Raw genomic sequence first — 23,118 nt, 5'->3', positions numbered from 1 at the left:
ACAGATGAGGCGGTTATGAAATCAACTTTCTTGGCTTTAAGAGAAGCTACTAAGAAATGGTCGAAACCTATTCATAATTGGGGCTTGATTTTAAATCAATTTTTAACTATTTTTGAACAAAGGGTTCAACTTTAAAAAAGTTAAACCCTCGGTAATTTTAACTTACACACTTTACGGGATAGTGTCATTATCAATCAATTTCTATTTTTATAGGTAGATTAAATTCTGATTCTATAGGTTCTCCGTGTAAAGTTTTAGGGCTCCATTTCTTTTTTATTCCCTTAATTCCATCTAGAATTCTTTTATCAAATTCTTTAGAGCCAGAGCTATTTTCTATTCTAACATTGGATAATTTTCCGTCTTTTTCTATTGTAAACTTTATGAGTAATTCTATAGGGGTTTTGCCATTAGATTTAAAGTCAAATATATCAATGTTTTCAACCATTTTATTTCTAAATGCTTGAATACCTCCTTCATATTCAGCTTCTTTTATGGCAGAGTCTATTGTATATCCATAGGTATATCTATCAAATAAATCATTTGGAATAACGGTTATACTAGTTATGGCAGCAACCTCTTTACTATCTATAATAGCAGGTTTCCATTTATCCATATATTTTAAAACCTCTTTTGTAAGTTCAAAGGTGCACTTATTTGCTTTTACAATATCTATATCTTCTGGTTTTATATAATTTATACTTTTGTCAGGATAGACTACAAGATTTATGGTATAAAATTCTTTTTTATTTTCACATGGTAACAATTTTTGCTCCATTAGAATATCATGGAAGTCTTTATAAAACTCTTTTTGTCCTCCTATGTATGGATATTGCCCCTTAGGATATTCTGTGTATATTGTTTGACTTTGTACGAAGAGACAACTTAACAGGGCAGTAATGGTAAGTAAGTTTTTTGTTTTCATAGTACTTTTAAATTAGATAATGATTTTATTTTTAGTAATTTAATTAACACTCAAATAATTTCTCCATTTTTCTACCGCCTGTTGCATATCTTGTGGCATTGGGCTTTCAAAATACATTTCTTTTTTTGTGGTAGGGTGGGTAAAACCTAAGGTATGAGCGTGTAAGGCGTGTCTAGGCAAAACTTCAAACACATTTTTTACAAACTGTTTGTATTTTGGTAGGTTAATCCCTCTCAAAATTTGATGTCCCTCGTAGCGTTCATCATTAAACAAAGTATGCCCAATATGTCTGAAATGAGCCCTTATTTGGTGGGTTCTTCCTGTTTCTAGCTTGCACTCTACCCAAGTCATATATTTAAAGCGTTCTAAAACTTTGTAGTGGGTAACGGCGTGTTTTCCTATACTGCCGTCTTCATAAACTGCCATTTGCATTCTGTTTTTTAAATCACGACCGATGTGTCCCTTAATAGTGCCAGTGTCTTCCGCTAAATTGCCCCACACAAATGCCCAGTAAAGCCTTTTGGTAGTCCTCTCAAAAAATTGTTTAGCGAGAAAACTCATTGCATATTCATTTTTGGCGATCACTAAAAGACCAGAAGTATCTTTATCAATACGATGAACTAAACCCACACGGTCTAAATCGGTTTTGAGTCCGTTTTTCTCAAAGTGATAGGCTAAGGCATTTACCAATGTGCCGTCCCAGTTTCCGAAACCAGGGTGGACTACCATTCCTGCTTCTTTATCTACCACTAATAAATCATCATCTTCATAAACAATGTTGATAGGAATGTCTTGAGGTACAATTACATTCTCTCTAGGAGGGTGGGTAAGGAGTACCGAAACTTTATCTCCAGGTTTTACTCTATAATTTTGTTTTACAGGAGTGCCGTTTACAACTACATTCCCTGCTCTACAAGTTTGAGAAATCTTATTTCTTGATGAGTTTTGTCTAAATATGAGTAAATATTTATCAATCCTTAAAGGCTCTTGATTTTTATCTACTACTAAGTTGAGATGCTCGTAGAGTTCTTCGGTCTCATCTATATCTTGTTGAGATTTTTCTAGGTATTCTTCTTCAAAATCTGTATAATCTTCCATTATCATATTATAAACAAAGGCTTTAGCATATCGCCAAAGCCTTTTGTATTTTTATTATAAGTTATTCTATTACTACTTTTTTAACCTTTGGTTTTTCCTCTACTGGTTTTGGAGTAGGTTTAGGCTCCGGCTTTTTTTGTTCTGTTGGTTTTGGTTTAGCCGCCTCAGGTTTAGGAGTAGGTTTTACTTCTGTTTTTACCTCGGGTTTTGGTTTGGGCTGAGGAGTGGGCTCTGGTCTTACAGGCTCAGGTTCGTAGGTTATGTCTTCCCCAAAATCAGGTGTAGTTACAGGGTCTATCCTTACTCTATAAACTTGGTCTAAAGCATTGATTTTACCTTGCATCTCCGCTAAAGTTTTCTTACTTGCCCAAATATCTATTTGCATACCTTGATCTCTAAGGCTTCCTGGTGCAGGGTCTTGGTAATAAACAATATCGCTGTCGTCGCTTCTTCCGTCTTCATATTCTGCTAATCCTAGAGTAAAATAATTTTGCTCTATAATCATTTTAGCTTGTTTTACCGTCATTCCCACTACATTAGGTACGGCAATGTTTCTTCTAGGTCCACTACCAATGATTAAATCAATCGTAGAAAATCTAGGTAATAAAGTACCTGGAGCTAGAGTCGTACCATTATATCTCATTCCTATAACAGCATCTGGCTGAATGCTAGGTTCGTAGATGGTATCTCCCACTTTTAGTCCGATTCTTTCTAGTTGGGTAAACACCGTGTTTTTGTATCGGTTAAGAACATCAGGTACAGTTACTTTAGCCCAAGTTCTAGGGTTTACTCTTAGCCGAATAGCTCTACTTTCCTTCACTCTAGAACCTGGGGAAGGGTAGATTTGTAATACCTGAAAAGATTTGTATTTTGGGTCGTATTTTCCGCTGTCTATTTCGTATTCAAGTCCTGCATCATCTAGTGCTTTTATGGCTTCGTGCATACTCATATTTACGACATTGGGTACAGGGATTTCTTTACCGTGATTGGTGTGTAGTTCTAGCCAACGGAAGGTAAGCCATACTAACCCTACCAACACGCCTATTGCTGCAACAGCATTAAGACCTACTTTCCAATGGAAAAGTGATTTAAACATAATTCTATAATTAAAACTTTTGAGCAAAGATAATATTTTCTCATCAACAACGGCTAAAAAACAAGGTTATTTTCGTGGTTGAATTATGCTTATATTTAGGTTTAGAGGTTAGATGTAAACAATCTCTGTCCCTAGTACATTAAAGTCTAATTGTTCCAAAGCTGTTTTATATGCTAATATTTGGTTTTGATGTTTATCGTTAGGAGCTCCTGTTTTAAAATCTAAAATGTAATAGCCACCGTTTTTCTTTACCACTCTATCTGGGCGAAAAATCTCTCCATTTAGCATAAAATCTCTTTCGTTGTAAACTTCTTCAATCTCTTCAAAATAAAAGGAATAGGAGTGATGCTCCACTACCGAAAGAATGGTTTTTTCTATCTCCGTTTTTTCTTGTTCGGTTATAATGCCGTCTATCAGATAGCTGGATAGGACAGGTGTAATGTCGTTTTTAGTCTTGATTTTGGATAGAATTTCGTGAGTGAAAATCCCTGTACGCACTTTTTCGTTTCGCTCTTGATAGTTTTTAGAAGGTGTTGCGATTTGGATATTGTTAGAAATACAAGTGTTAGGTGTGATTTCTACGTTTTGTTTGTTGATTTCGGTTGGTTTTTTCTTACGATTTTGTTTTTGATAAGAATTATTTTCTTCTGGATAAAGGTCAAATTGCTGTTCGGAAGCGTTAAACTGCTGTACAAAGTCCAATATTTCTAGTTTGTTTTCTCCTGACTGACTAGGCTTTTGGAGATATAGGAAAAGTTGCTCCACAGGTCTGGTCGTGGCAACATATTGCACACAATAGCGGTCGATTTTATTTTTATAGGTGTTTTCTTCTGAAAATGATTTCAAAGTGTCATCATACACCAAAAGTTCTTTTTTGAACTGACTAAGATTAACCGATTTTAAATTTTCTAAATCTACCGATAGCCAATCATTAAAAGAGCTATCTTTGTGGCTGTTTTTCATTGGGAGAAATACCACAGGATACTCTAAACCTTTGGTAGCGTGTATGGTCATCATTTTGATGGCGTCTATATTTTCGGAGGATTGTATGGATTTTTCCGAGGCTTCTTCGTCCCAGTATTTAATAAAATCTTTTAAAGTTTTTCCTGGATTTTGGTTAAAGGCATAGACTTCCTCTAAGAAATTTAGTATAAAATCGGTCTCTTGTTGAGGTACGGCAAATTGTTTTACCAAATACTCTATCCTATTATAAAGATTGAGATGTAGGTAGTGCTGATGATTAAGTTCAATGCCATATTGTTTATTCAATTCTTCCAAAATCGCATCGGAAGTTTTAAGTTCCAGAAGGCTTGTGATTTCTTCGGAGAACAAATTTATGTTAATTCTTCCTAAACTATTGAGGTGATACAAAGCTCTCATAAGGCTGTCGTAGTTAGAAGTGTCGTTTTCCCATTTAAGGTATTCTATGGTTGCCAAAAGGGTTTTGGATAAATCTAAACTTAAGCCTTTTTCAGAAATGGTTTTAATGTAGGTTTCGGTATTTTTATAATTGACTTTTAGTAGTCCTAGTCTTTGAGATAACTGTTTTATTTCTCCTTTTGTTCGGCACATAATGCAGATGTCCGAAAATTGGAAGCCGTTGTTTAGGCAAGTTTTAATATCTTCAAACATTTGGTTGGCTACCTCGTCAAAGAAAACTTCATCTTTTCGGTCGTATTCTACTAGATTTACTCTTACTCGCCCTAGTAGACCTTCTCTTTTAGCTATTTGTTGCCCTTGTTCTGCAAAAAGGTGTCTGTGTTCTTCCTGTTCCAAATCTTTTGCCATAAAGGCATAAAGTTCATTATTAAAACGAACAATATTTTGGGCACTTCTCCAGTTATTTTCAAGATTTTCAAGGTTGATGTCCACGCCTGTTGCTTCTTTACCATTGATGATGTCTAGCATCTGCTCTGCATCACCACCTCTAAATCTGTAGATACTTTGTTTAGGGTCGCCTACGAGGGTAAAGCTGTGGTCTTCGGAGCTGATGGTGTGGTCTCTAAGTGGAATAATATTTTCCCACTGTAGTTTGGAAGTGTCTTGGAATTCATCAAAAAAATAATGCTGATATCTCGTGCCTATTTTCTCATAAATAAAAGCCGATGGCTCCTCTCGTAAATTTTCTTTGATTAGAATATTGAACTTGGAAAGAAGTACCAAATCGTCTTCATCTTCTATGATTTCTAGCTGCTCACGGATTTCTTTATTGATTTTGAGTGGTAGCAATTCTTTAAGAATTTTGGCTTTCTTTTCCGAAGTTACATAGTTTGTGATGATGAGTGTTCTCCATTCTATAAGGGTATCCAAAATGGAAAATACAGCACTTATAATGGTATTGTCTTTAGACGCCGTGCCTTTTCGGAAGCGTTCTAAAGCTTTTTCTTCATCGGACGGAAAGGGGAATTTATCTCTCTGCCCAGTATAAAACTTTAGAGCTTCTTCAAAAAACTTTCCTAGCCCAGAACTCGCTCCGCCTTGGAAATCTTTAATTTCTAAATTATTTTCGCTAATGAGAGCTAAAGCCTTTTTGGCATATTGCAAGGCCTCGTTGTGGTGTTGTGTAAGCTGCGTTCTAAGTTTTAGTTTAAGGTTATCATAAGCCTCCCAATCAAAGGCTTTATTTTTTTGCAATTCTTCGTAGTGTACATCGTTTACGAAGGTTTTGGCTCGGTCGTACAGTGTTTTATTTACATTGATTCGTTCCTCATTTTCTAGGTTGTAATTAACGAAATCCATAAACGCTTCCGAAACTTTTGGGTCTTCTCCTATTTTATCTAATAGTTGGTCAACTGCTTCTATGAGGTAGGGCTCGTTATTGATTTCTAGGTTGAAATTCTGTGCCAATCCCAATTCGTAGGAAAAACTCCTTACCAGTTTTGCATTAAATTTATCTATTGTCCCAATGTTTAAAATAGAATAGTGATGCAGGATGTAGTCTAAAACTTTTTTGGAACGGTAGTGAAGGTCTTCAATGGTGAGCTTTATCCCTTGTGTCTCCAAGTAAGATTGTATAGCTTTTAGCTCGTTGTTCTGTAGATAGTCCTCTTTGGTAAATGCTTCTAGCCATTGCAAGATACGCTCTTTCATTTCGTTGGCGGCTTTGTTGGTAAAGGTAAGAGCAAGAATGTAGCGTATGGCTTTTTCGTCTGGTGTTCTAAGGCACAGAGAGAGTATTCTGATAACGAGGGTATAGGTTTTTCCCGAACCTGCCGAAGCACTTATAGCGTTGTATGGATGCATATGTGATGCTTTATCTTAGATTAATATTATAATTTGATGTGGGTAAATTTATCTCTATATCAATGTTTTTTTTAAGCCTTCTAAAATTCCTTTCCAAAATAAATTAAAGAATGAGCTATGTTTTGCATGTTTTACCTCTCCTATTTCTACATCAGAGGGTCTAGGCTTTGAGTCTTTTTTTATAATGATATTGGCTATGGCTGTTAATAATTTTCTTTTTTCTCCATCATCATTTAATATATTTACTTTTAAATCTTTGTGAGCAATCTTAAAATTACCATTAATACCATTCTTGTTACCTCGAAAATCGAACATAAGATGCTCTATTTTTCCTTCTGTTTTTATTTTTAGATAAGGTTCTAAGAAAGGATTGATTTCTGGGGCAGGTAAGTTGCTTAGACTTCCCTTTATGGTAAATGCATCTTGGAGACTTGCAGTATCTAAAGTCCAATGAGCTTGTAGAGGTGAGACTCCCATAAAAAGAGCATTTGCTTGAACGGGTATTTTGGTATTTTTGGTTTTACCAGAGTTAATGTTTTTAATATTTAGATTAAAATTAGTGAAAGTTAATTTTCCTGGTCCTTTGCTTTTTTCTGTATCTTCCTCGTATACTAGCACAGAATTTTTAATATTTGTGTTTCTTACTACTAAAGGAATTTTAATGGATCTTAATAACGTAGAATATAACGGTTTTTCAGAGTTATCATCTTTAGGTATCGTACTACGAAAAATGTTAGCGTCAATGTTAGAAATATTAAGTTGGTCAATATCCAAAGATTTACCGAATGTTTCAGGGTTTAGGTTTCCTTGTGCAGCTATTTGGTTTACACTAATAGTGTACATGTCTCTTTCTACAGGTATCATTCGAATGAATTGTGAACGAGATACTCTTGGCTTTAGAGCAAATTGATTGACTTGTAGGCTCTGATTATTTGCTTTTATAAGACCTGTATTTAGTTCATAATATTGGTTGATTTTAGAACTAAAACTTTTTGCAGTAATGCTATAATTACCTATTTTGCAGGGGATTCTATTTTTTATAGTCTGTTCATTTAACTCTATATTTTGAGCTTTTATATTAAGTGTATTAAGTGCTTGATTTTGTTCTCCTTTATTGAAGTTAATATTGGCTTTTTCTAGTATAAAATTGTTAAGTTTTATGGGAAATTGTATACCACCAAATCCTAAAGGCTTTGATTTATATTTTTGTTTTGGAAGGTCAATTGTACCATTGAAACCTAGGATGTGTAGGCTCTGTGCATCTAGTTTCAATTTATTTTTTTCAAGACTCCAGTCATTTAGTTTTAGTGATATTAATTTAGCATTAGCATTTATTAAAGTCTTATAAGAATTGGTAACTGTTGGTTTTAATAACACATTTTCAAGTTGAGCAGATTTGGTATCTAGAGTTATGTGTTCTACTTTCACTTCCTGTGTTTCCGAAATATAATTGAGTTTAGACCCTTTTATATAAAATTTTTCATACTTAAAAGGAATGTTACCTTTCGCTGTTTCTTCGTTCATTGCGAGCTTGCTAAGGTTCATGTCAAGTTGTTCTCCTGAAAAAAGTTTTCTTCCATTGGGTTTTATTATCAATATTTTTGATTGATTCATGAGCACATTCTGCAGCATTACTTCATAAGTGAAAGATTTTTCTTTTTTCTCTGGTTGAGCAGATGTGGTGTACATTTTTAAGAAAGGTTGTTCAAATCGTACTTCTGATAAGCTTATTTTTTCGTCGTTTATCTTAATGTCTTTGAAGCTCATTTCCCTAGTTTCAAAATCGAAAAGGTTTCTTTTTTTAGGGAATTTTTTGATAAACTGAGCGTAAGTAAGTAATGGCTTCAGCTGAAAATCAAGAATGTTTATTTCTCCGTTTTCTGTTTTTATCTGTTTGGCTTTCAGATCATAAATTTCATCGGGTCTTATAAAGAAGTTTTTTCCGCTGATAGAATATTGGTCAAAAACCACGGGTAATTTTTTCTCAATGCTTTCTTTGGTCATTCTAAGGTTAGATACTGTAAGATTTAACTCATTTACAGATAGGAAAGGTTTTTGTGTATGTTTTACTATGGATATATTTCCATTTTTAATAGTTATGTTTTTTAGTAAAATAGGCTTTTTCTCTTTATTAGATTTTTTATCTACAGGTTTAGCAAGGGTTATTTTAAGGTTGGGGTGTTCTAGTAAGAGTTCATCTGAACTTATTTTTTTATTAAACAAGGCATCGTACATTCCCAGTCTACTAATCTGTAAAGTGCCTATGTCACCAGATAGTCCTATAATGTCTTGATTTTTAGGGTTTAGGTTAGATATTTTAATGCCTGTGGAGCGTATATTTCCGGTACTGATGTCTACATCTATAGATTTATAACTGACCTTGTAATCAGTGTTATCTTTGATATATTTTGGAAGGTAGTAGTTTAAGGCTAAGTTTAAGACTAAATTAGCTAATAAAATAATGGCAATAAAAATGCCTAACCCTATCAATGTTTTTTTGAGAATTTTATTCATGATGGCAAAAAGAAGCAAATTTAATGTAAAAATAAAATAATAGAATAAATTTTTATATTTTTCACTTTGAAAATCAATGTTAGAGAATCTAACTAAATCATTTTAGTGCTTGAATAGCTATATTTCGATATTTAATATCAAGCTTTTACCTTACGGCAAAATATCTAAGTATTATTTTTTGTGTAAGTCTCAAAAACTTTTCTAATTTTACGCCCTTAATTCAAATGAAATAAATAATGGAATTTTTAGAAGTATTTTCATCAGCCGATGCTTGGATAGCACTCTTAACGCTGACCTTTTTAGAAATAGTATTGGGGATAGATAACATTGTTTTCATCTCTATAGTATCTAATAAAATAGAACCGAAAGATCAAAGAAAAGCAAGAAATATAGGACTTGTATTGGCAATGGTTTTTAGAATTGCTCTTTTGTTTGGTATCAAGTGGGTGGTTAGCCTTAATAGTGAGCTGTTTGGGGTTCATTTGTCTTGGTTCCATGGTAGTGTTACGGGGCAAAGTTTAATTATATTTATAGGAGGATTGTTTTTGCTTTACAAATCCGTATCAGAAATTCACCATAAACTAGAAGGGGAGGAAGAACTTAAAGTTTCAGGCACAGGTAAAACCTCTTTAGGCTCTGCTATCGCACAGATAGCTGCACTTAACTTGGTGTTTTCTTTTGATAGTATCCTTACAGCGGTAGGTTTGGTAAGTTTTAATCAGTATGGGGAGGCTGGAGCGTTAACGATAATGATTTTGGCAGTAGTGATTTCAGTAGTGATTATGATGGCATTTGCAGGCCCTGTAAGTAATTTTGTTAATCAGCATCCTACTATTCAGATTTTGGGGCTTTCGTTCCTTATTTTGATAGGGGTAATGTTACTTGCCGAAGCTTCTCATTTAGGGCATTTCTCCTTGTTTGACCAAGAGGTGGGTGTAATTCCTAAAGGGTATTTATACTTTGCTATTTTCTTCTCATTAGCGGTAGAATTCATCAATATGAAGCTCCGTAAAAAAGGTAAACCAGTAGAACTGCACAACTCCGAAAAAATAGACCAATTGTAATTTTTTATGTGGGCGTGCCCCTTGCCTAGGCTTAGTCCCTCCGCTAGGGTCGGTCTTCGGGCAGTCGCTATAATAAAACCCCAAGAAGTATTTCTCTTGGGGTTTTATTATGAGCTCCAACAATGCCCTTCGTCCTCACGCAATGCGTTGGATATACCGTAGGTGTTGTATATATTCAGTATCTGTTCCAAAAATTTGCTAGAACCCTTTAATCCTATTATCTTTGTTTCCGATTAAAAATAAGAGATGTCAGATATAAAACTCAATACCATTCCAGAAGCATTGGAGGATCTTAGAAATGGAAAAATCATCATTGTTGTAGATGACGAAAACAGAGAAAACGAGGGTGATTTTCTTTCTGCGGCGGAACTTACAACACCAGAAATCATCAATTTTATGACTATCTATGGTCGTGGGCTTATATGTACACCTCTGCCAGAGGAAAGGTGTGATGAGCTAGGACTAGATATTATGGTATCCCGCACCAGCGACCCTAAAGAAACTGCTTTTACAGTATCCATAGACTTGTTGGGAGAGGGAGTTTCTACAGGTATTTCTGCGAGTGATAGAGCCAAAACTATTCAAGCACTTATGGATAGCTCTACTAAACCAACCGACTTTATGCGTCCAGGACATATATTTCCGCTTAGAGCTAAAAAAGGAGGAGTTCTAAAAAGAGCAGGACACACCGAAGCTGCAATAGACCTTACCAAACTAGCAGGACTGAAAGAAGGTGGCGTTATCTGCGAAATTATGAATGATGATGGGACGATGGCAAGATTGCCACAATTGGTAGAGTTGGCAAAAAAACACGACCTTAAAATAGTTTCTATAGAAGATTTGATAGAATACCGTCTTAGAAAAGGAGATTTAGTAAATAAAATAGAAGAAAGAACGGTAAAGACGCTTTACGGAGAGTTTAAATTCCATGCGTTTCAAGAAAAACATACTGAGCAAATCCATTTTGCATTCACAAAAGGAGAGTGGACGGAAGATGAACCAATTTTAGTAAGAGTACAGAGTTCTAGCTCATATTTTGATGTGTTAAGCAGGTTTATTTCTGGAGAGCAAAATCTTTTGGAAAAAGTTACCAAAATGATACATGAGGAAGGTAAAGGAGCAATTATATTCATCAATAATGTTTCTAATGCAGAAAATACAATGAGAAAACTCCAGCAGTTTTTAGATTATCAAGATGGGCAAGTACAGCGTCCTACACTCTCTGCTAACTATATGGAGTACGGCGTAGGTACACAAATTTTAAAACACTTGGGGATAACTAAATTTAGAGTAATCACTCAAAATCCAGATCAGAAACCTGTGATTTCAGGTTATGATGTAGAAGTTACCGAAATGGTACAGCTTTAGATTATTGTAACAAAGTTTTCATAATAAGATTTTAATGGTTAATTGAAAGCCGAAAGTGCATTTGCCTTTCGGCTTTTTTGTGGTTTGAATGTTTTATTGAGTTTTTAAAAGTATAGTTTGTTTACTTTGTGTAAGTATGTATTTCTTTTTTTAAGATGATGATATTTAACAGTTTTTAAAATTTATTTCTTTTAGTTTCGATTTTTTTCTTTTATATTTGTTAGTGAATTAAAATGAAGTTAAACAAAAATACTTTCAAAATGAATCGAAATAGTTTTATCTCAGAGTTAAACAAAGTTTCTCAGTGGGACTTTATTGTGATTGGTGGAGGAGCAAGTGGTCTAGGAGCAGCACTTGATGCCACTAGTAGAGGGTATAAAACGCTATTGCTAGAATCTCATGATTTTTCTAAGGGGACTTCTAGTAGGAGTACAAAGCTAGTGCATGGCGGTGTTAGATATTTAGCACAGGGAGATGTAGGTCTAGTAAAGGAGGCTCTTAGAGAAAGAGGGCTTTTAGCGAAAAATGCGGCTCATTTGTTTAAAAATCAGTCTTTTGTTATTCCTAATTATACTTGGTGGGGAGGACCTTACTACAAGATAGGACTTTCTATCTATGATTTTCTAGCAGGAAGTTTAAGTTTAGGTAAAACAAAGTATATCAATAAAAACGAAACTATTAAAAAACTGCCAACGGTAGAGCCTAAAAGTTTGTCTAGTGGGGTAGTTTATCAAGATGGACAGTTTGATGATGCGAGGTTAGCCCTTAATATAGCACAGACAATCGTTGAAAAAGGAGGGACTGTGTTAAACTATGCTAGAGTGATAGGTTTGCTTAAAGATGAGAAAGGTAAAATCTCTGGTGTAAAAATGCGAGATGAACTCTCAGGGGAAGAGTATGAACTTTCGGCTAAAGTTGTAGTAAACGCAACGGGAGTATTTACCAATGATATTCTTAATATGAATAACCCTAAACACAAAAAATTTGTAGTGCCTAGTCAGGGTATTCATTTGGTTTTAGATAAATCTTTCTTACCTTCAAATGATGCGTTAATGATACCTAAAACTTCAGATGGTAGAGTGTTATTTGCCGTACCTTGGCATGATAAGGTAGTGGTAGGTACTACAGATACACTTATAGAAGAACCTAGTTTTGAACCAAAGGCTTTGGAGAAAGAAATAGAATTTGTGCTAGAAACAGCTAGAAGATTCTTAGTGAAAAAACCTGCTCGTGAAGATGTGAAATCTGTATTTGCAGGACTTCGTCCTCTTGCTGCTCCAGACAAAGAAGGTGGAAGTACAAAAGAAGTCTCTAGAAGCCATAAAGTAATAGTATCAGAAACAGGACTAGTCACTATTACAGGAGGTAAATGGACTACTTATAGAAAAATGGCAGAAGATACCATAGACGAAGCTCTTAAGGTACATAGTGGTATAGAAAAGAAACCTTGTAATACAGAACATCTTTCTATACATGGTAACATTCCTGCAGAAAAGGTGGATATGTCTAATCACCTTTATGTTTATGGTTCGGATATTCCTTATATTCAAAAGCTAATGAATGAAGATGGAAGACTTTCTGAAAAATTACACAAAGACTATCCTTATACTTTAGCTGAGGTCTATTGGGCTGTGCACCAAGAAATGGCACAAACGGTAGAAGATGTACTTGCAAGAAGAGTAAGATTACTATTTTTAGACGCTCGTGCAGCGATAGATGTAGCTGAGAAAGTAGCACAGTTTATGGCACAAGAGTTAGGAAAAAATCAACAATGGATAGATGACCAAGTGAAAAATTTTGTAACTTTAGCGGAGGGATATCTATTAGTTCCGTATACGGCTCAAAAATAAAATACCTTCTTAATAAAGAATTTAATAAAAGTGTAATCCAAATATTAAGTGAATTATGAAAGACAAGTTAATTTTAGCTCTTGACCAAGGGACCACCTCTTCGAGAGCGATTTTATTCAATCACAATGGAGAAATTGTAAAGATTTCTCAGAAACCATTTGAACAGATTTTCCCAAAACCAGGTTGGGTAGAGCACAACGCTAACGAGATATGGTCTTCGCAGATTTCTGTAGCAGCAGAAGTTATTGCTCAAGCAGGTATTACTGGGCGAGAAGTAGCAGCTATAGGAATTACAAACCAAAGAGAAACTACCATCGTTTGGGATAGAGAAACAGGAGAGCCTATCTACAATGCTATTGTTTGGCAAGATAGGAGAACTTCTAAATACTGCGACCAACTTAAAGAGCAAGGTCATGCAGAAATGATAAAAGAAAAAACAGGGTTGGTGCTAGATGCTTATTTCTCTGGAACAAAACTGAAATGGATATTAGATAATGTAGAAGGTGCAAGAGAAAAAGCAAAGCAGGGTAAACTTTGTTTTGGTACGGTAGATACTTGGTTGGTGTTTAAACTGACTAGAGGTAAAATGTTCATTACCGATGTATCTAATGCTAGTAGAACGCTTCTGTTCAATATCCGAGATATGAAATGGGATGATGAATTATTGGCATTATTTGATATTCCTAAAGAAATCCTTCCAGAAGTAAAACAAAGTAGTGAGGTATATGGCGAAACATCTACTACGCTATTCTCTACTAAAATACCTATTGCAGGTATTGCGGGAGACCAACAGGCGGCTCTATTTGGGCAGATGTGTACAGAACCTGGTATGGTAAAAAATACTTATGGTACAGGGTGTTTCTTGTTAATGAATACAGGAGATAAAGCCGTAATGTCTAAAAATAATCTACTTACTACAGTTGCTTGGAAGATTAACGGGCAAACAACTTATGCTTTAGAGGGTAGTGTGTTTGTAGGTGGTGCTGCAATACAATGGATTCGTGATGGATTGATGCTAGTGCGTACAGCTCCTGCTATCAATAGTTTAGCAGAAACAGTAGAGGATAATGGTGGTGTTTACTTTGTACCAGCACTTACAGGTTTAGGTGCACCGTACTGGGATCAGTATGCTAGAGGAGGTATCTTAGGAATTACTAGAGGTACTACTGATGGGCATATTGCTAGAGCAACACTTGAAGGTATTGCTTACCAAGTATATGATATTGTGAAAGCAATGGAGGCAGATGCAGGTGAAAAATCAAAAGAATTAAGAGTAGATGGTGGTGCTACAGCGAGTAATTTGTTGATGCAAATACAGGCTGACCTATTTGGGTTTAAAATCATTCGTCCTAAAACTTTAGAAACTACGGCTCTGGGAGCGGCTTATTTGGCTGGATTAGCGGTAGGTTATTGGGATAGTATAGAGGATATTAAATCTCAATGGATTGTAGATAGAGAATTTGAACCAAAAATGGAAAGAGAAAAAGCTGATAAAATGCTTCACTATTGGCATAAAGCAGTAAAAAGAGTTCAGAATTGGGAAGAAGATTAATCTTTAAAACTTTAAAATTATGACACCATTTATAGCTGAAATTATAGGAACAGCCGTTCTAATTTTATTAGGAAACGGTGTAGTGGCAAATGTAGTTCTTAACGGAACTAAAGGTAATAGCTCAGGTTGGATGGTTATTACCACAGCGTGGGCATTTGCTGTATTTGCAGGGGTAACTATTGCAGGTCCCATAAGTGGAGCTCACCTTAACCCAGCGGTAACACTAGGGCTGGCTATTGCGGGTAAATTCGCTTGGCAAGAGGTGCCTACTTATATAGCTGGAGAAATGTTAGGTGCTATGTTGGGAGCATTTTTGGTTTGGGTATTCTACAAAGACCATTTTGATATTACAGAAGATGAGGGTGGTAAGTTGGCTTGTTTTAGTACAGGACCAGCGATTAGAAAGCCTTTAAGTAATTTATTATCTGAGATTATAGGAACTTTCTTATTGATATTTTTAATATTTTACTTAGCAAACCCTACTTTTAATTCTGATACTATGGGAAGTGCTACTATTGGTTTAGGCTCAATAGGTGCATTACCTGTTTCTATTATTGTTTGGGTGATAGGTCTTTCTTTAGGAGGAACTACAGGATATGCAATAAATCCAGCTCGTGATTTAGGACCTCGTATCATGCACGCAATATTACCTATTAAGGGAAGTAGTGATTGGGGCTATGCGTGGATACCAGTGTTAGGACCTATTATTGGTTGTGCATTGGCAGCATTGTGTTATACAGCATTATCGTAAAAATACTTAAATTTTAAATTAAGATGAAAAAGATAGTATTAATACTTACCTCTTTTCTTTCTTTAGGTATGTCAGCACAAGAGAAAGAAAAGCCAAGAGTTGATTTTACAGCTAACCTTCAAACTAACCATCTATGGAGAGGATTAGTAATTTCTGATAAACCAATTACAGCAGTTTATACAGCAATTAATTTGGATAAAGAAGGTGTGTTTAAAGTAGGTACTTGGGGCGGAATGGCAATGGCAAATAGAGAAGGCGGACAGACCCAGTATAAGGAGATAGATTATTTTGTACAGTATTCTAAGAATGGGCTAACGGTTGCTTTGTGGGATTTATTTAATGATGTTAATGACCGTTATGGCAAAGGGATTTGGAACTATAATGCAAGGCAGTCTGGACATATATTAGATTTGAGGACTTCCTACTATTTAGGTAAAGAATTACCTCTAACCTTAGAAGCAGATGTTTTCTTGTTTGGTATGGTAGATAGAGAAAATGATAATACCAAACAGCGTTACTCAACTTATGTGCAAGCGGCTTACGATATAGATGCAGGTAGAGAGGTTACGGTGTCTCCATTTGTAGGGGTAGGATTCTCTCTTAATGGGGAAACTCATATTTATGGGAAAAATAAATTTGATTTAGTAAATGTAGGTTTCACTACTAAAAAGACTTTCAAGCTGTCAGAAAGCTACAGTATCCCAGTATCTGTAACTAGTATGTGGAATCCTTCATTAAAGCATGCTAGGGTACAGTTAGCAGCTACTGTATTCTAAAATTAGTCAATCCTTACCTTTTCTCTATAGAAAAACGTCAAGGATTTTACTAAAACAAAAAAACTCATCTTATGTTTAGTAAGATGAGTTTTTTCTTTTCTTTTCTTTTAAGTTTAATTAAATTTCGTCTTCACTTAGAACTTTATAAGTAATAGGCATTGTACCTCTTCTGTGGTCTCCTATAGCGTTATAAGCAGCCTTGCTGAGGTCAAAAGAGCGTCCTTTAACATAAGGTCCTCTATCATTTACCCTAACTACTACACTTTTCCCCGTTCTAAGGTTAGTTATTTCTACCAATGTTCCGAATGGTAATCTCTTATGAGCGGCAGTGAGTTCGTTATTGTTGAAAATTTCGCCACTTGCTGTTTTTCTTCCATTAAATTTATCGTGGTAATAAGAAGCGTAGCTACTGCCTGTTTCATCATTATTACTTTTAAACGAATAAACTCCCACAAAAGAAATAATCATTATGATTACGAGAATTGTTCTTTTCATCATTTTGAATTTTTATTTGTTTTACGGGGGCAAATTTATACTTAGTCTCCCTACTCACCATATTTATATGTTAATAATAGTTAACTATATGTTAATAAAATGTTAAATTATTTCTGAAAACCTTTATATAAAGCAATTTTGAAAGATTGTTAAAAAATGTTAAAAAAGAGTATTCAATGTTAATTATTTTAATAATGCATTGAATAAAATTTATAATATGTTTGTTTAAGTATTTGATTATAAGGTACAAAAAACCTCGCTTCAATAAAAGCGAGGTTTTGAAAATTATATCAAATTCAAGGGGAATATTAACCTTGGATTTCTTTTAAGAAATCATCATGAGAGATTTTGCTTTCCTTTTTAGAAGCTTTCTCTAAGATAACATCTTTTAGTTTAGCCATAGCTACTTCTGAAGATATTTGTCTTACTTGCTCTTGGTTTTTAAGCATTTCTACAGCGTACTTTTGGATTTCCTCATCAGAAAGATGGTGGATACCGTAAATAGCTAACTGATTTCTCACTAATTGTTCAGCTTGAGCTAAAACATCTGCATAATCTATCTTAACATCATTGTCAGACATTAGCTTACCTTCAATAACTTGATATTTAATTTGGTTCTTTTCCGCTTCAAATATCTCCTTAGCTTGCTCTTCTGTTGCAATGTTTGGATTAGAGAACATTAACCACTTAACTAAGAAAGCCTCTGGAAGTTTTACTTCTTCTTTCTCTGTAATTTGCTCCAATACCTTATTTACAAAGTGTACATCTGCATTTTGCTGGAAATATTCATCTAATTCAGATTTTACCTTAGCTTTAAGTTCTTCTTCTGATTTTACAGTATCTTTACCGTAAACAGAGTCAAATAATTCTTGGTTTAGTTCAGCTAAGTTAAGTTTATAAATATCCTTTACAGTTACTTCAACCTCATTGTGATGTAGATGTTCTGCTTCTTCTTTAGCAAATCCTAAAAACTTAGCTAAATCTTCGTCTTTCGTAAGCTCTTCTTTAGAAACTTTTACAGATTCATCTTTTTTAAGTTTTTTAACTAATTCAAAAGCAGCTTTATTCTCTGCGTTGATGACAACATGCTTAGGAGCGTGGTTGTGCTCACCTTCTGCATCTTCTTCTACCACTTGAGAAACTTCTAGAGAGATGTAAGAATCTTTAGTTATTTTTTCTTGAGCTTCTCTTTCTGCAAATCTCTTTTGCATATTCTCTATGCTTTGCCCTACTTCTTTGTCAGAAGCTTCTATTTTGTAGTGAGGAGCTTCGTATTTTGCTAAATCAATATTGAAACTTGGTTCAAAACCTACCTCAAAAGAAAGTTCTAATTGTTCCTGATTAGTGTCTAACTCCTCTACAGGAACTGGTACAGGCTGTCCTAATAGTCTTAGTTTATTTTCGTTGATATAGTTATTAAGACCTTCTGAAACTTGCTTGTTGATTTCCTCGTAAGTTAATCCAGCTTCGTACTGTCTTTTAATCATTCCTAGTGGAGCTTTACCTTTTCTAAAACCAGGAATAGTAGCGTTTTTAGCGTAGTTAATTAACTGTTTTTCAACTTTGTCTTTGTAATCTTTTTTATCCAAAGTTACTGTAAGCAAAGCGCTTACTTCATCGTGATTTTTACTCGTAACCTTCATTAATTGAAATTTTTATGATGGCAAAAATAATAAAAATAACTGGCTTTTGGGCAATATTAGTATGAAAAAATCAGCCCTAAATTTTTAGAGCTGATTTCATTCTTTGTGTTTGATGATGAATAACGACCTTCTATAATATTGTAAAGTGCAATTTTGGTAAACGAAAGTCGAAAAACATCAATAATCACTTACGATTATGTGGTTTTATTTAACATTAAAAGTAGCATCAATGTCCTCTTCACCACCTGTTACAGTTCCTGCTTCATCTCCGTTAGCACCGCTCATTTTTACAGAAGTAGGGAGGTGATAAAGTCTAATATTGGCTTTAGCTCCTGTTTTTGGAGCAGATGTTACTTGCCATTGTGTTTTTAGACCTATTTTAGAGCCATCTTTTCTAGTGCTTTCAGCGTCATCTTTTCTCGTAACTTTAACATCTACATTAGAGAAATTATAAGTGAAAAAATGTTCCTCTTTTAGTTTGATGATTTCATCAGTAACATCGTGGGTATGGTCGTCATGAGGTGCTACTAATGATAACTGAACATCATAAGTGTTGTTTTCTTTTAAAATTAACTCTTTATCAGCTCCTTCTGCATTAAATGTAGCGGTTTGGGTGCTGTTATCAGCAGTATTGGTAAGTGTAACGGTAAGGTATTGTACTTCGTCGTGGTTGTGCACATCAGCAGGGATTTCATCATTGCTTCTGCAAGAGTTGAGTGCTAAAATACTTACTATGGATAATACTACGGTTTTTAAGAATGAATTTTTCATAATGTTTTAAAATTGTTTTAATTAAAAATGTTAATAGTTAAAAATTAAATTGACAAGTGAAAATAATATTTCGTCCCAAAGCATCAGAGAAAAATCTTAAACGATTAAGATATTCTCTATAAGTTGTATTGAATATATTATTAACACTCAAATTAAGCTGAATGTTTCTAGTGAGCTTTGCTCCAGCATTGAGATTCCAAATTTGATAACCTGCGGGTGGTGTACTAATGTCTAGCCACTCTTTGGTTATTGTATTGTTCTCATATACATCGTAGGATAAAAGCCTCATAGGAAATCTTTTCTGCTTAAATACCACTAGGTTTTCTATTTGTATATGCCACGGTTTTTTACCTTTGTTATCATATCTTAGGGCGTTTTTAATCTGTATTGGAGGCATAAGTATCAGAGGTTCTTTATGGGTTAAATCTTGTCCGTATACATAGCTCATCGCTCCATTCCATTGTAATTTTGGAGTGATATTAAGTTCTGAATCTATGTCTATCCCATACATTTTGGCTTTAATCTGTTGATATTGCCATACAGGAAAATTCCCACGAATGGTGCTTTCCACTCCGTTAGGTGTTTGGTTAATAAAACTACCGGAAGTGAAATAATACGGATTAAGATTAAGTTTAAAACCATTAAGAACGGAGGCTTTTATACCAATGCTTAGGTGGGCTTGGTAGGTTTCCTCGTTTTTGATAGTCATATCTCCCTTTTCAATAATGGCAGCGGCGTGGTGTAGCCCATCAGCGAATAATTCTGCAACATTAGGACTTCGGCTGTTTCTTATCAAATTAAATTTGGTAGTAAGAAAGCGAGTGGGCTGATATTCCATACCCAACGATGCTGATATATTATGGTAATAAAGTTTTGGACGCACCAATGTTTTTACTCCTTTACTTTCAATTACAAATTGATGAAACGCTTGGCTGTAAGCTGCCCAATCTTTATTAAGGTAATATTTATAAACATCGTAGAAATTCATATCGTACCGCAAAGCTGCTTCCCATTTCCAAAGATTTTTTTGATATTTGAAAATAGAAAAAGCACCAGCATCATACCTGTGGTAATCTGGTATTAAACGAGAACGCTCCGTTTTTGGGTCGGGAAAATTAATTTGATAATTTCCTGATAGACCTGTTTCCCACTGCCAGTTGGGTCTTTCTAATAGATGATAAAGAGCCAAACTTTGGGTGGTTAGTAGTAGGTCAGTAGCAGGTTTATCATTGTACGCTCCTCTACGAATATCATATTCAAATCTATGATTTTGCTGAAAGGCATACTCTAAAGTAAATTTCCCTAGCCTTCCTAACCTTTTGTAAGCCTCCAATTTAGCAATGTGATGGCTGACTTCTTGTTTAGGATTCTCTATTTTATAACCAAAATTACCTGTAAAGTAGGATTGTCCGTTATTGATGGCATCAGCAAAGTTTCGTGCATTACTGATATGAGCTCCTTTATAAATTCCAAAATTTTGGTTGATGAAAGAATATTTAGCCGTGATTCCGTATTCGTATTCCCTTTTTTGTAGAGAAAAATGGAAGGCGTTTTCATCTGCACCCGTATTTTGTAAACTATAATTGGGTGTTTCCAAATCTCCTAGCTTTTTGGCAGAACCTTGCGTCCGCAAAGCCCAACCGTTTTGCCAAGTCTTTGTAATGTCCGTATTCAGAGCCAAGCCCTTACCATTGCTGATGCCTGATAAAGCTACTTTACCCATAAGGGTGTCTTTTTTAGGGTATTTAGGACTTTCTAATAGTATAACGCCACCTATGGCATCTCCACCGTACTTTAGTGCAGATGCTCCCTTTACAACATCTATATGGTCAAAAGCGTTGGGGTCCACGCTAGGAGCGTGTTCTATGCCCCATTCTTGTTCTGCCATTTTGATGCCGTTGTTCATCACTAATACTCTACTGCCGTAAAGACCTTGTATAACAGGTTTAGAAATGTTATTCCCTGTTTTGATACTATTTACCCCAGAAATTTCAGACAATATATTGCCTAAATTTTCGGTAGTTTTTTGTTCTAAAAAAGACTGTTCTAATGTTTTGATAACCGCCGTCCCTGACTTTTTATGAATGCCATATACTACTACGGTTTCTATTTCATTAGTATGATGTTCAAGGAAAATATTGATTTTAATATTTTTATCAAGTATTATCTTTTTAGTGAAAGGTTCACAATCTAAGTGAGTTACCAAAAGATGATGAGTGCCTTTTTTGTAAGAAAAACTAAAATTTCCTTGAGTATCAGAAGTGATGATGAATTTTCCGTTAATACTTATTTTGGCATTAGCCAAAGGTGTATTGTCGTGCAAATCTCTTACCTGTCCTTCTATGAAGTAAAGCTGTGCGTTTAGAACGGTGCTGAAAAACAACATCATTCCAATCCAAATTGATTTCATTTAAAGATATGAAAATTAAGAGGTTAAAACCGTGTCCTAACACATGGTAGAACACCTGGAAAAAACGATATTATTTTGTTAAATAGAAGGAGGTCCTCTAAGTAAGAAATAAATAGTCTGGTTTTGAAGTGTGTCCAGTGTCTTGTAGCCTATTATAAGTGCAGTAGCTACTGATACTAAAACCTCAAAATTTACCTTTTCGGGAAGTAGAGAATGTCCTGAAATGAAAAAATGACAGATAGAACAATCATCTCCCTTTAAACTGATTATCTTGTGATTCTGTTTTTGGGAAGAATTATAATTACTATTAAAAGTCTCTTGATGCGAGTGGAATACACTAGCCATCAGTAAAGCCAATGCGTAAACCCATGCAAGGCTTACACTTGTAACTTTTCTAAAAAAAGGCTTCCCTGAAAACATTTTGCAAAGGTAAAAAAAACTTTTATTTAGTTAGGGTATAAATCAGCTGTAATGAATAGATGTAGGAGTAATAATATGATATAAATCTTAAAATAATGTAGTTAAAATTTCTTATATTTGCTAGGCTAAAAAGTATTTAATTATGTCAGAATCAAAGTTGAAAAGGATAGGAGTTCTTACTTCTGGAGGGGATTCTCCAGGTATGAATGCGGCGATAAGGGCAGTGGTAAGAACAGCTCATTATTATGGTATAGAATGTATGGGGATTAGAGAAGGATATAATGGGCTTATAGAAGGGAACATGATTAAAATGGGACCTAGGTCTGTTAAGAATATTATTAACCAAGGTGGTACAATTCTAAAATCAGCAAGGTCTAAAGAGTTTAGAACAGTAGAGGGGAGATTAAAGGCTTTTGAACAATGCCAAAAGCATGAAATTGGAGCTTTGGTTTGTATCGGTGGAGATGGTACTTTTACAGGAGCAAAAGTTTTCAACGAAGAGCATGGTATCAAGGTTGTGGGTGTACCTGGAACTATTGATAATGATATCTTCGGTACAGATTTTACAATAGGCTATGACACGGCTCTTAACACGGCGGTGGAGGCTATAGACAAAATAAGAGATACGGCAACTTCTCATAACAGAGTGTTTTTTGTGGAAGTGATGGGGAGAGATGCAGGTTTTATAGCACTTAATAGCGGTATTGCTTCAGGAGCTATAGATATTTTGATACCAGAAAAAAAGGATAGCCTAGAGGAAATGTTTGAGAACTTCCATAATGCTCAAAAACGAGGTAAAACATCGTCTATTGTAGTGGTAGCAGAGGGTGAGCAGTTGGCTTCTACCTATGAGTTAGCCGAGAAAACTCAAAAAGAGTTCCCTGATTATGATATCAGAGTGGCTATTCTAGGGCACATACAAAGAGGCGGAATGCCTAGCTGTGCTGATAGAGTATTGGCGAGTAGATTAGGATATGGTGCGGTAGAAGGGCTTAGGAAAGGTCTTACTAATGTGATGGCAGGTATAAGAGCTAATCAGCTAGTTTTTACTCCAATAGAAGATGCTATTAAAAAGCACAACGAAATCAATCAAGATTTACTGAAGATATCAGAAATTTTGGCGATGTAATTTTTGGGATACGGTT

At 34.9% G+C, this 23,118-nt stretch carries 17 protein-coding genes and 1 pseudogene; 8 read left to right on the top strand and 10 right to left on the bottom strand.

Translation table 11 applies throughout. The features are described from left to right. Positions 1 to 135, top strand: a pseudogene (locus GXW81_RS10475) (IS256 family transposase); the annotation flags it as partial. A 55-nt stretch (positions 136 to 190) separates the two neighbouring features. On the opposite strand, the gene GXW81_RS03590 reads toward GXW81_RS10475, so the two are convergent. From GXW81_RS03590 to GXW81_RS03570, 5 genes are all read right to left on the bottom strand, one after another. Further along, positions 191 to 922 (bottom strand): energy transducer TonB, encoded by a 732-nt coding sequence (locus GXW81_RS03590; protein WP_161531216.1) that lies wholly within the window; start codon positions 920 to 922, stop codon positions 191 to 193. A gap of 39 nt (positions 923 to 961) precedes the next feature. Beyond that, positions 962 to 2,020, bottom strand: a complete 1,059-nt coding sequence (locus GXW81_RS03585) for an RluA family pseudouridine synthase (RefSeq protein ID WP_161531219.1) — start codon at positions 2,018 to 2,020, stop codon at positions 962 to 964. 61 nt (positions 2,021 to 2,081) lie between these two features. After that, positions 2,082 to 3,116 carry a PASTA domain-containing protein gene (locus tag GXW81_RS03580; protein ID WP_161531215.1) on the bottom strand — a complete coding sequence of 345 codons (1,035 nt, stop codon included), beginning with the start codon at positions 3,114 to 3,116 and terminating at the stop codon, positions 2,082 to 2,084. A gap of 108 nt (positions 3,117 to 3,224) precedes the next feature. Further along, positions 3,225 to 6,359: an exodeoxyribonuclease V subunit beta gene (locus GXW81_RS03575; protein ID WP_161531214.1), complete on the bottom strand. Its 3,135-nt coding sequence runs from the start codon at positions 6,357 to 6,359 to the stop codon at positions 3,225 to 3,227. Positions 6,360 to 6,413: 54 nt separating this feature from the next. After that, a complete protein-coding gene (locus GXW81_RS03570) occupies positions 6,414 to 8,873 on the bottom strand; it encodes a DUF748 domain-containing protein (RefSeq protein ID WP_161531213.1) in 2,460 nt (819 codons plus the stop codon). Positions 8,874 to 9,109: 236 nt separating this feature from the next. On the opposite strand from GXW81_RS03570, the gene GXW81_RS03565 reads away from it, so the two are divergent. The 6 genes from GXW81_RS03565 (at position 9,110) to GXW81_RS03540 (ending at position 16,234) form a co-directional block, all read left to right on the top strand. Further along, the gene (locus GXW81_RS03565) at positions 9,110 to 9,937 is read left to right on the top strand and encodes a TerC family protein (protein WP_154138054.1); all 828 of its coding nucleotides are present in this window, start codon (positions 9,110 to 9,112) and stop codon (positions 9,935 to 9,937) included. A gap of 246 nt (positions 9,938 to 10,183) precedes the next feature. Further along, positions 10,184 to 11,305: a 3,4-dihydroxy-2-butanone-4-phosphate synthase gene (gene ribB / locus GXW81_RS03560; RefSeq protein ID WP_161531212.1), complete on the top strand. Its 1,122-nt coding sequence runs from the start codon at positions 10,184 to 10,186 to the stop codon at positions 11,303 to 11,305. 260 nt (positions 11,306 to 11,565) lie between these two features. After that, positions 11,566 to 13,155 carry a glycerol-3-phosphate dehydrogenase/oxidase gene (locus tag GXW81_RS03555; protein ID WP_161531211.1) on the top strand — a complete coding sequence of 530 codons (1,590 nt, stop codon included), beginning with the start codon at positions 11,566 to 11,568 and terminating at the stop codon, positions 13,153 to 13,155. Between the two features lie 55 nt (positions 13,156 to 13,210). Further along, positions 13,211 to 14,707: a glycerol kinase GlpK gene (gene glpK / locus GXW81_RS03550; RefSeq protein WP_154138057.1), complete on the top strand. Its 1,497-nt coding sequence runs from the start codon at positions 13,211 to 13,213 to the stop codon at positions 14,705 to 14,707. A 19-nt stretch (positions 14,708 to 14,726) separates the two neighbouring features. Beyond that, positions 14,727 to 15,458: an MIP/aquaporin family protein gene (locus GXW81_RS03545; protein ID WP_161531210.1), complete on the top strand. Its 732-nt coding sequence runs from the start codon at positions 14,727 to 14,729 to the stop codon at positions 15,456 to 15,458. A gap of 23 nt (positions 15,459 to 15,481) precedes the next feature. Beyond that, positions 15,482 to 16,234 (top strand): hypothetical protein, encoded by a 753-nt coding sequence (locus GXW81_RS03540; protein ID WP_161531209.1) that lies wholly within the window; start codon positions 15,482 to 15,484, stop codon positions 16,232 to 16,234. Positions 16,235 to 16,351: 117 nt separating this feature from the next. Here GXW81_RS03540 and GXW81_RS03535 read toward each other — a convergent pair whose 3' ends face one another. The 5 genes from GXW81_RS03535 to GXW81_RS03515 all read right to left on the bottom strand — a co-directional run bounded on the left by GXW81_RS03535 (position 16,352) and on the right by GXW81_RS03515 (position 21,973). Beyond that, positions 16,352 to 16,732 (bottom strand): septal ring lytic transglycosylase RlpA family protein, encoded by a 381-nt coding sequence (locus tag GXW81_RS03535; protein WP_154138060.1) that lies wholly within the window; start codon positions 16,730 to 16,732, stop codon positions 16,352 to 16,354. Positions 16,733 to 17,037: 305 nt separating this feature from the next. Further along, complete coding sequence (locus GXW81_RS03530; RefSeq protein ID WP_161531208.1) at positions 17,038 to 18,372, bottom strand: trigger factor; 1,335 nt, start codon at positions 18,370 to 18,372, stop codon at positions 17,038 to 17,040. Positions 18,373 to 18,576: 204 nt separating this feature from the next. Beyond that, complete coding sequence (locus GXW81_RS03525) at positions 18,577 to 19,143, bottom strand: hypothetical protein (protein ID WP_161531207.1); 567 nt, start codon at positions 19,141 to 19,143, stop codon at positions 18,577 to 18,579. Positions 19,144 to 19,180: 37 nt separating this feature from the next. Further along, positions 19,181 to 21,532 carry a TonB-dependent receptor gene (locus tag GXW81_RS03520; RefSeq protein WP_161531218.1) on the bottom strand — a complete coding sequence of 784 codons (2,352 nt, stop codon included), beginning with the start codon at positions 21,530 to 21,532 and terminating at the stop codon, positions 19,181 to 19,183. Positions 21,533 to 21,631: 99 nt separating this feature from the next. Continuing rightward, on the bottom strand, positions 21,632 to 21,973 hold the full coding sequence (locus GXW81_RS03515) for a hypothetical protein (RefSeq protein WP_161531206.1): 342 nt from the start codon (positions 21,971 to 21,973) through the stop codon (positions 21,632 to 21,634). 142 nt (positions 21,974 to 22,115) lie between these two features. On the opposite strand from GXW81_RS03515, the gene pfkA reads away from it, so the two are divergent. After that, positions 22,116 to 23,102 (top strand): 6-phosphofructokinase, encoded by a 987-nt coding sequence (gene pfkA, locus GXW81_RS03510; RefSeq protein ID WP_153929335.1) that lies wholly within the window; start codon positions 22,116 to 22,118, stop codon positions 23,100 to 23,102. Positions 23,103 to 23,118: the final 16 nt, after the last annotated feature.

Origin of the sequence: Riemerella anatipestifer (assembly GCF_009932355.1) — a bacterium.
In the GTDB taxonomy this organism is placed as follows: Bacteria; Bacteroidota; Bacteroidia; order Flavobacteriales; family Weeksellaceae; genus Riemerella; species Riemerella anatipestifer_E.
The sequence above is the reverse complement of the archived record's forward strand: the minus strand, read 5'-3'. Positions and strand labels throughout refer to the sequence as shown.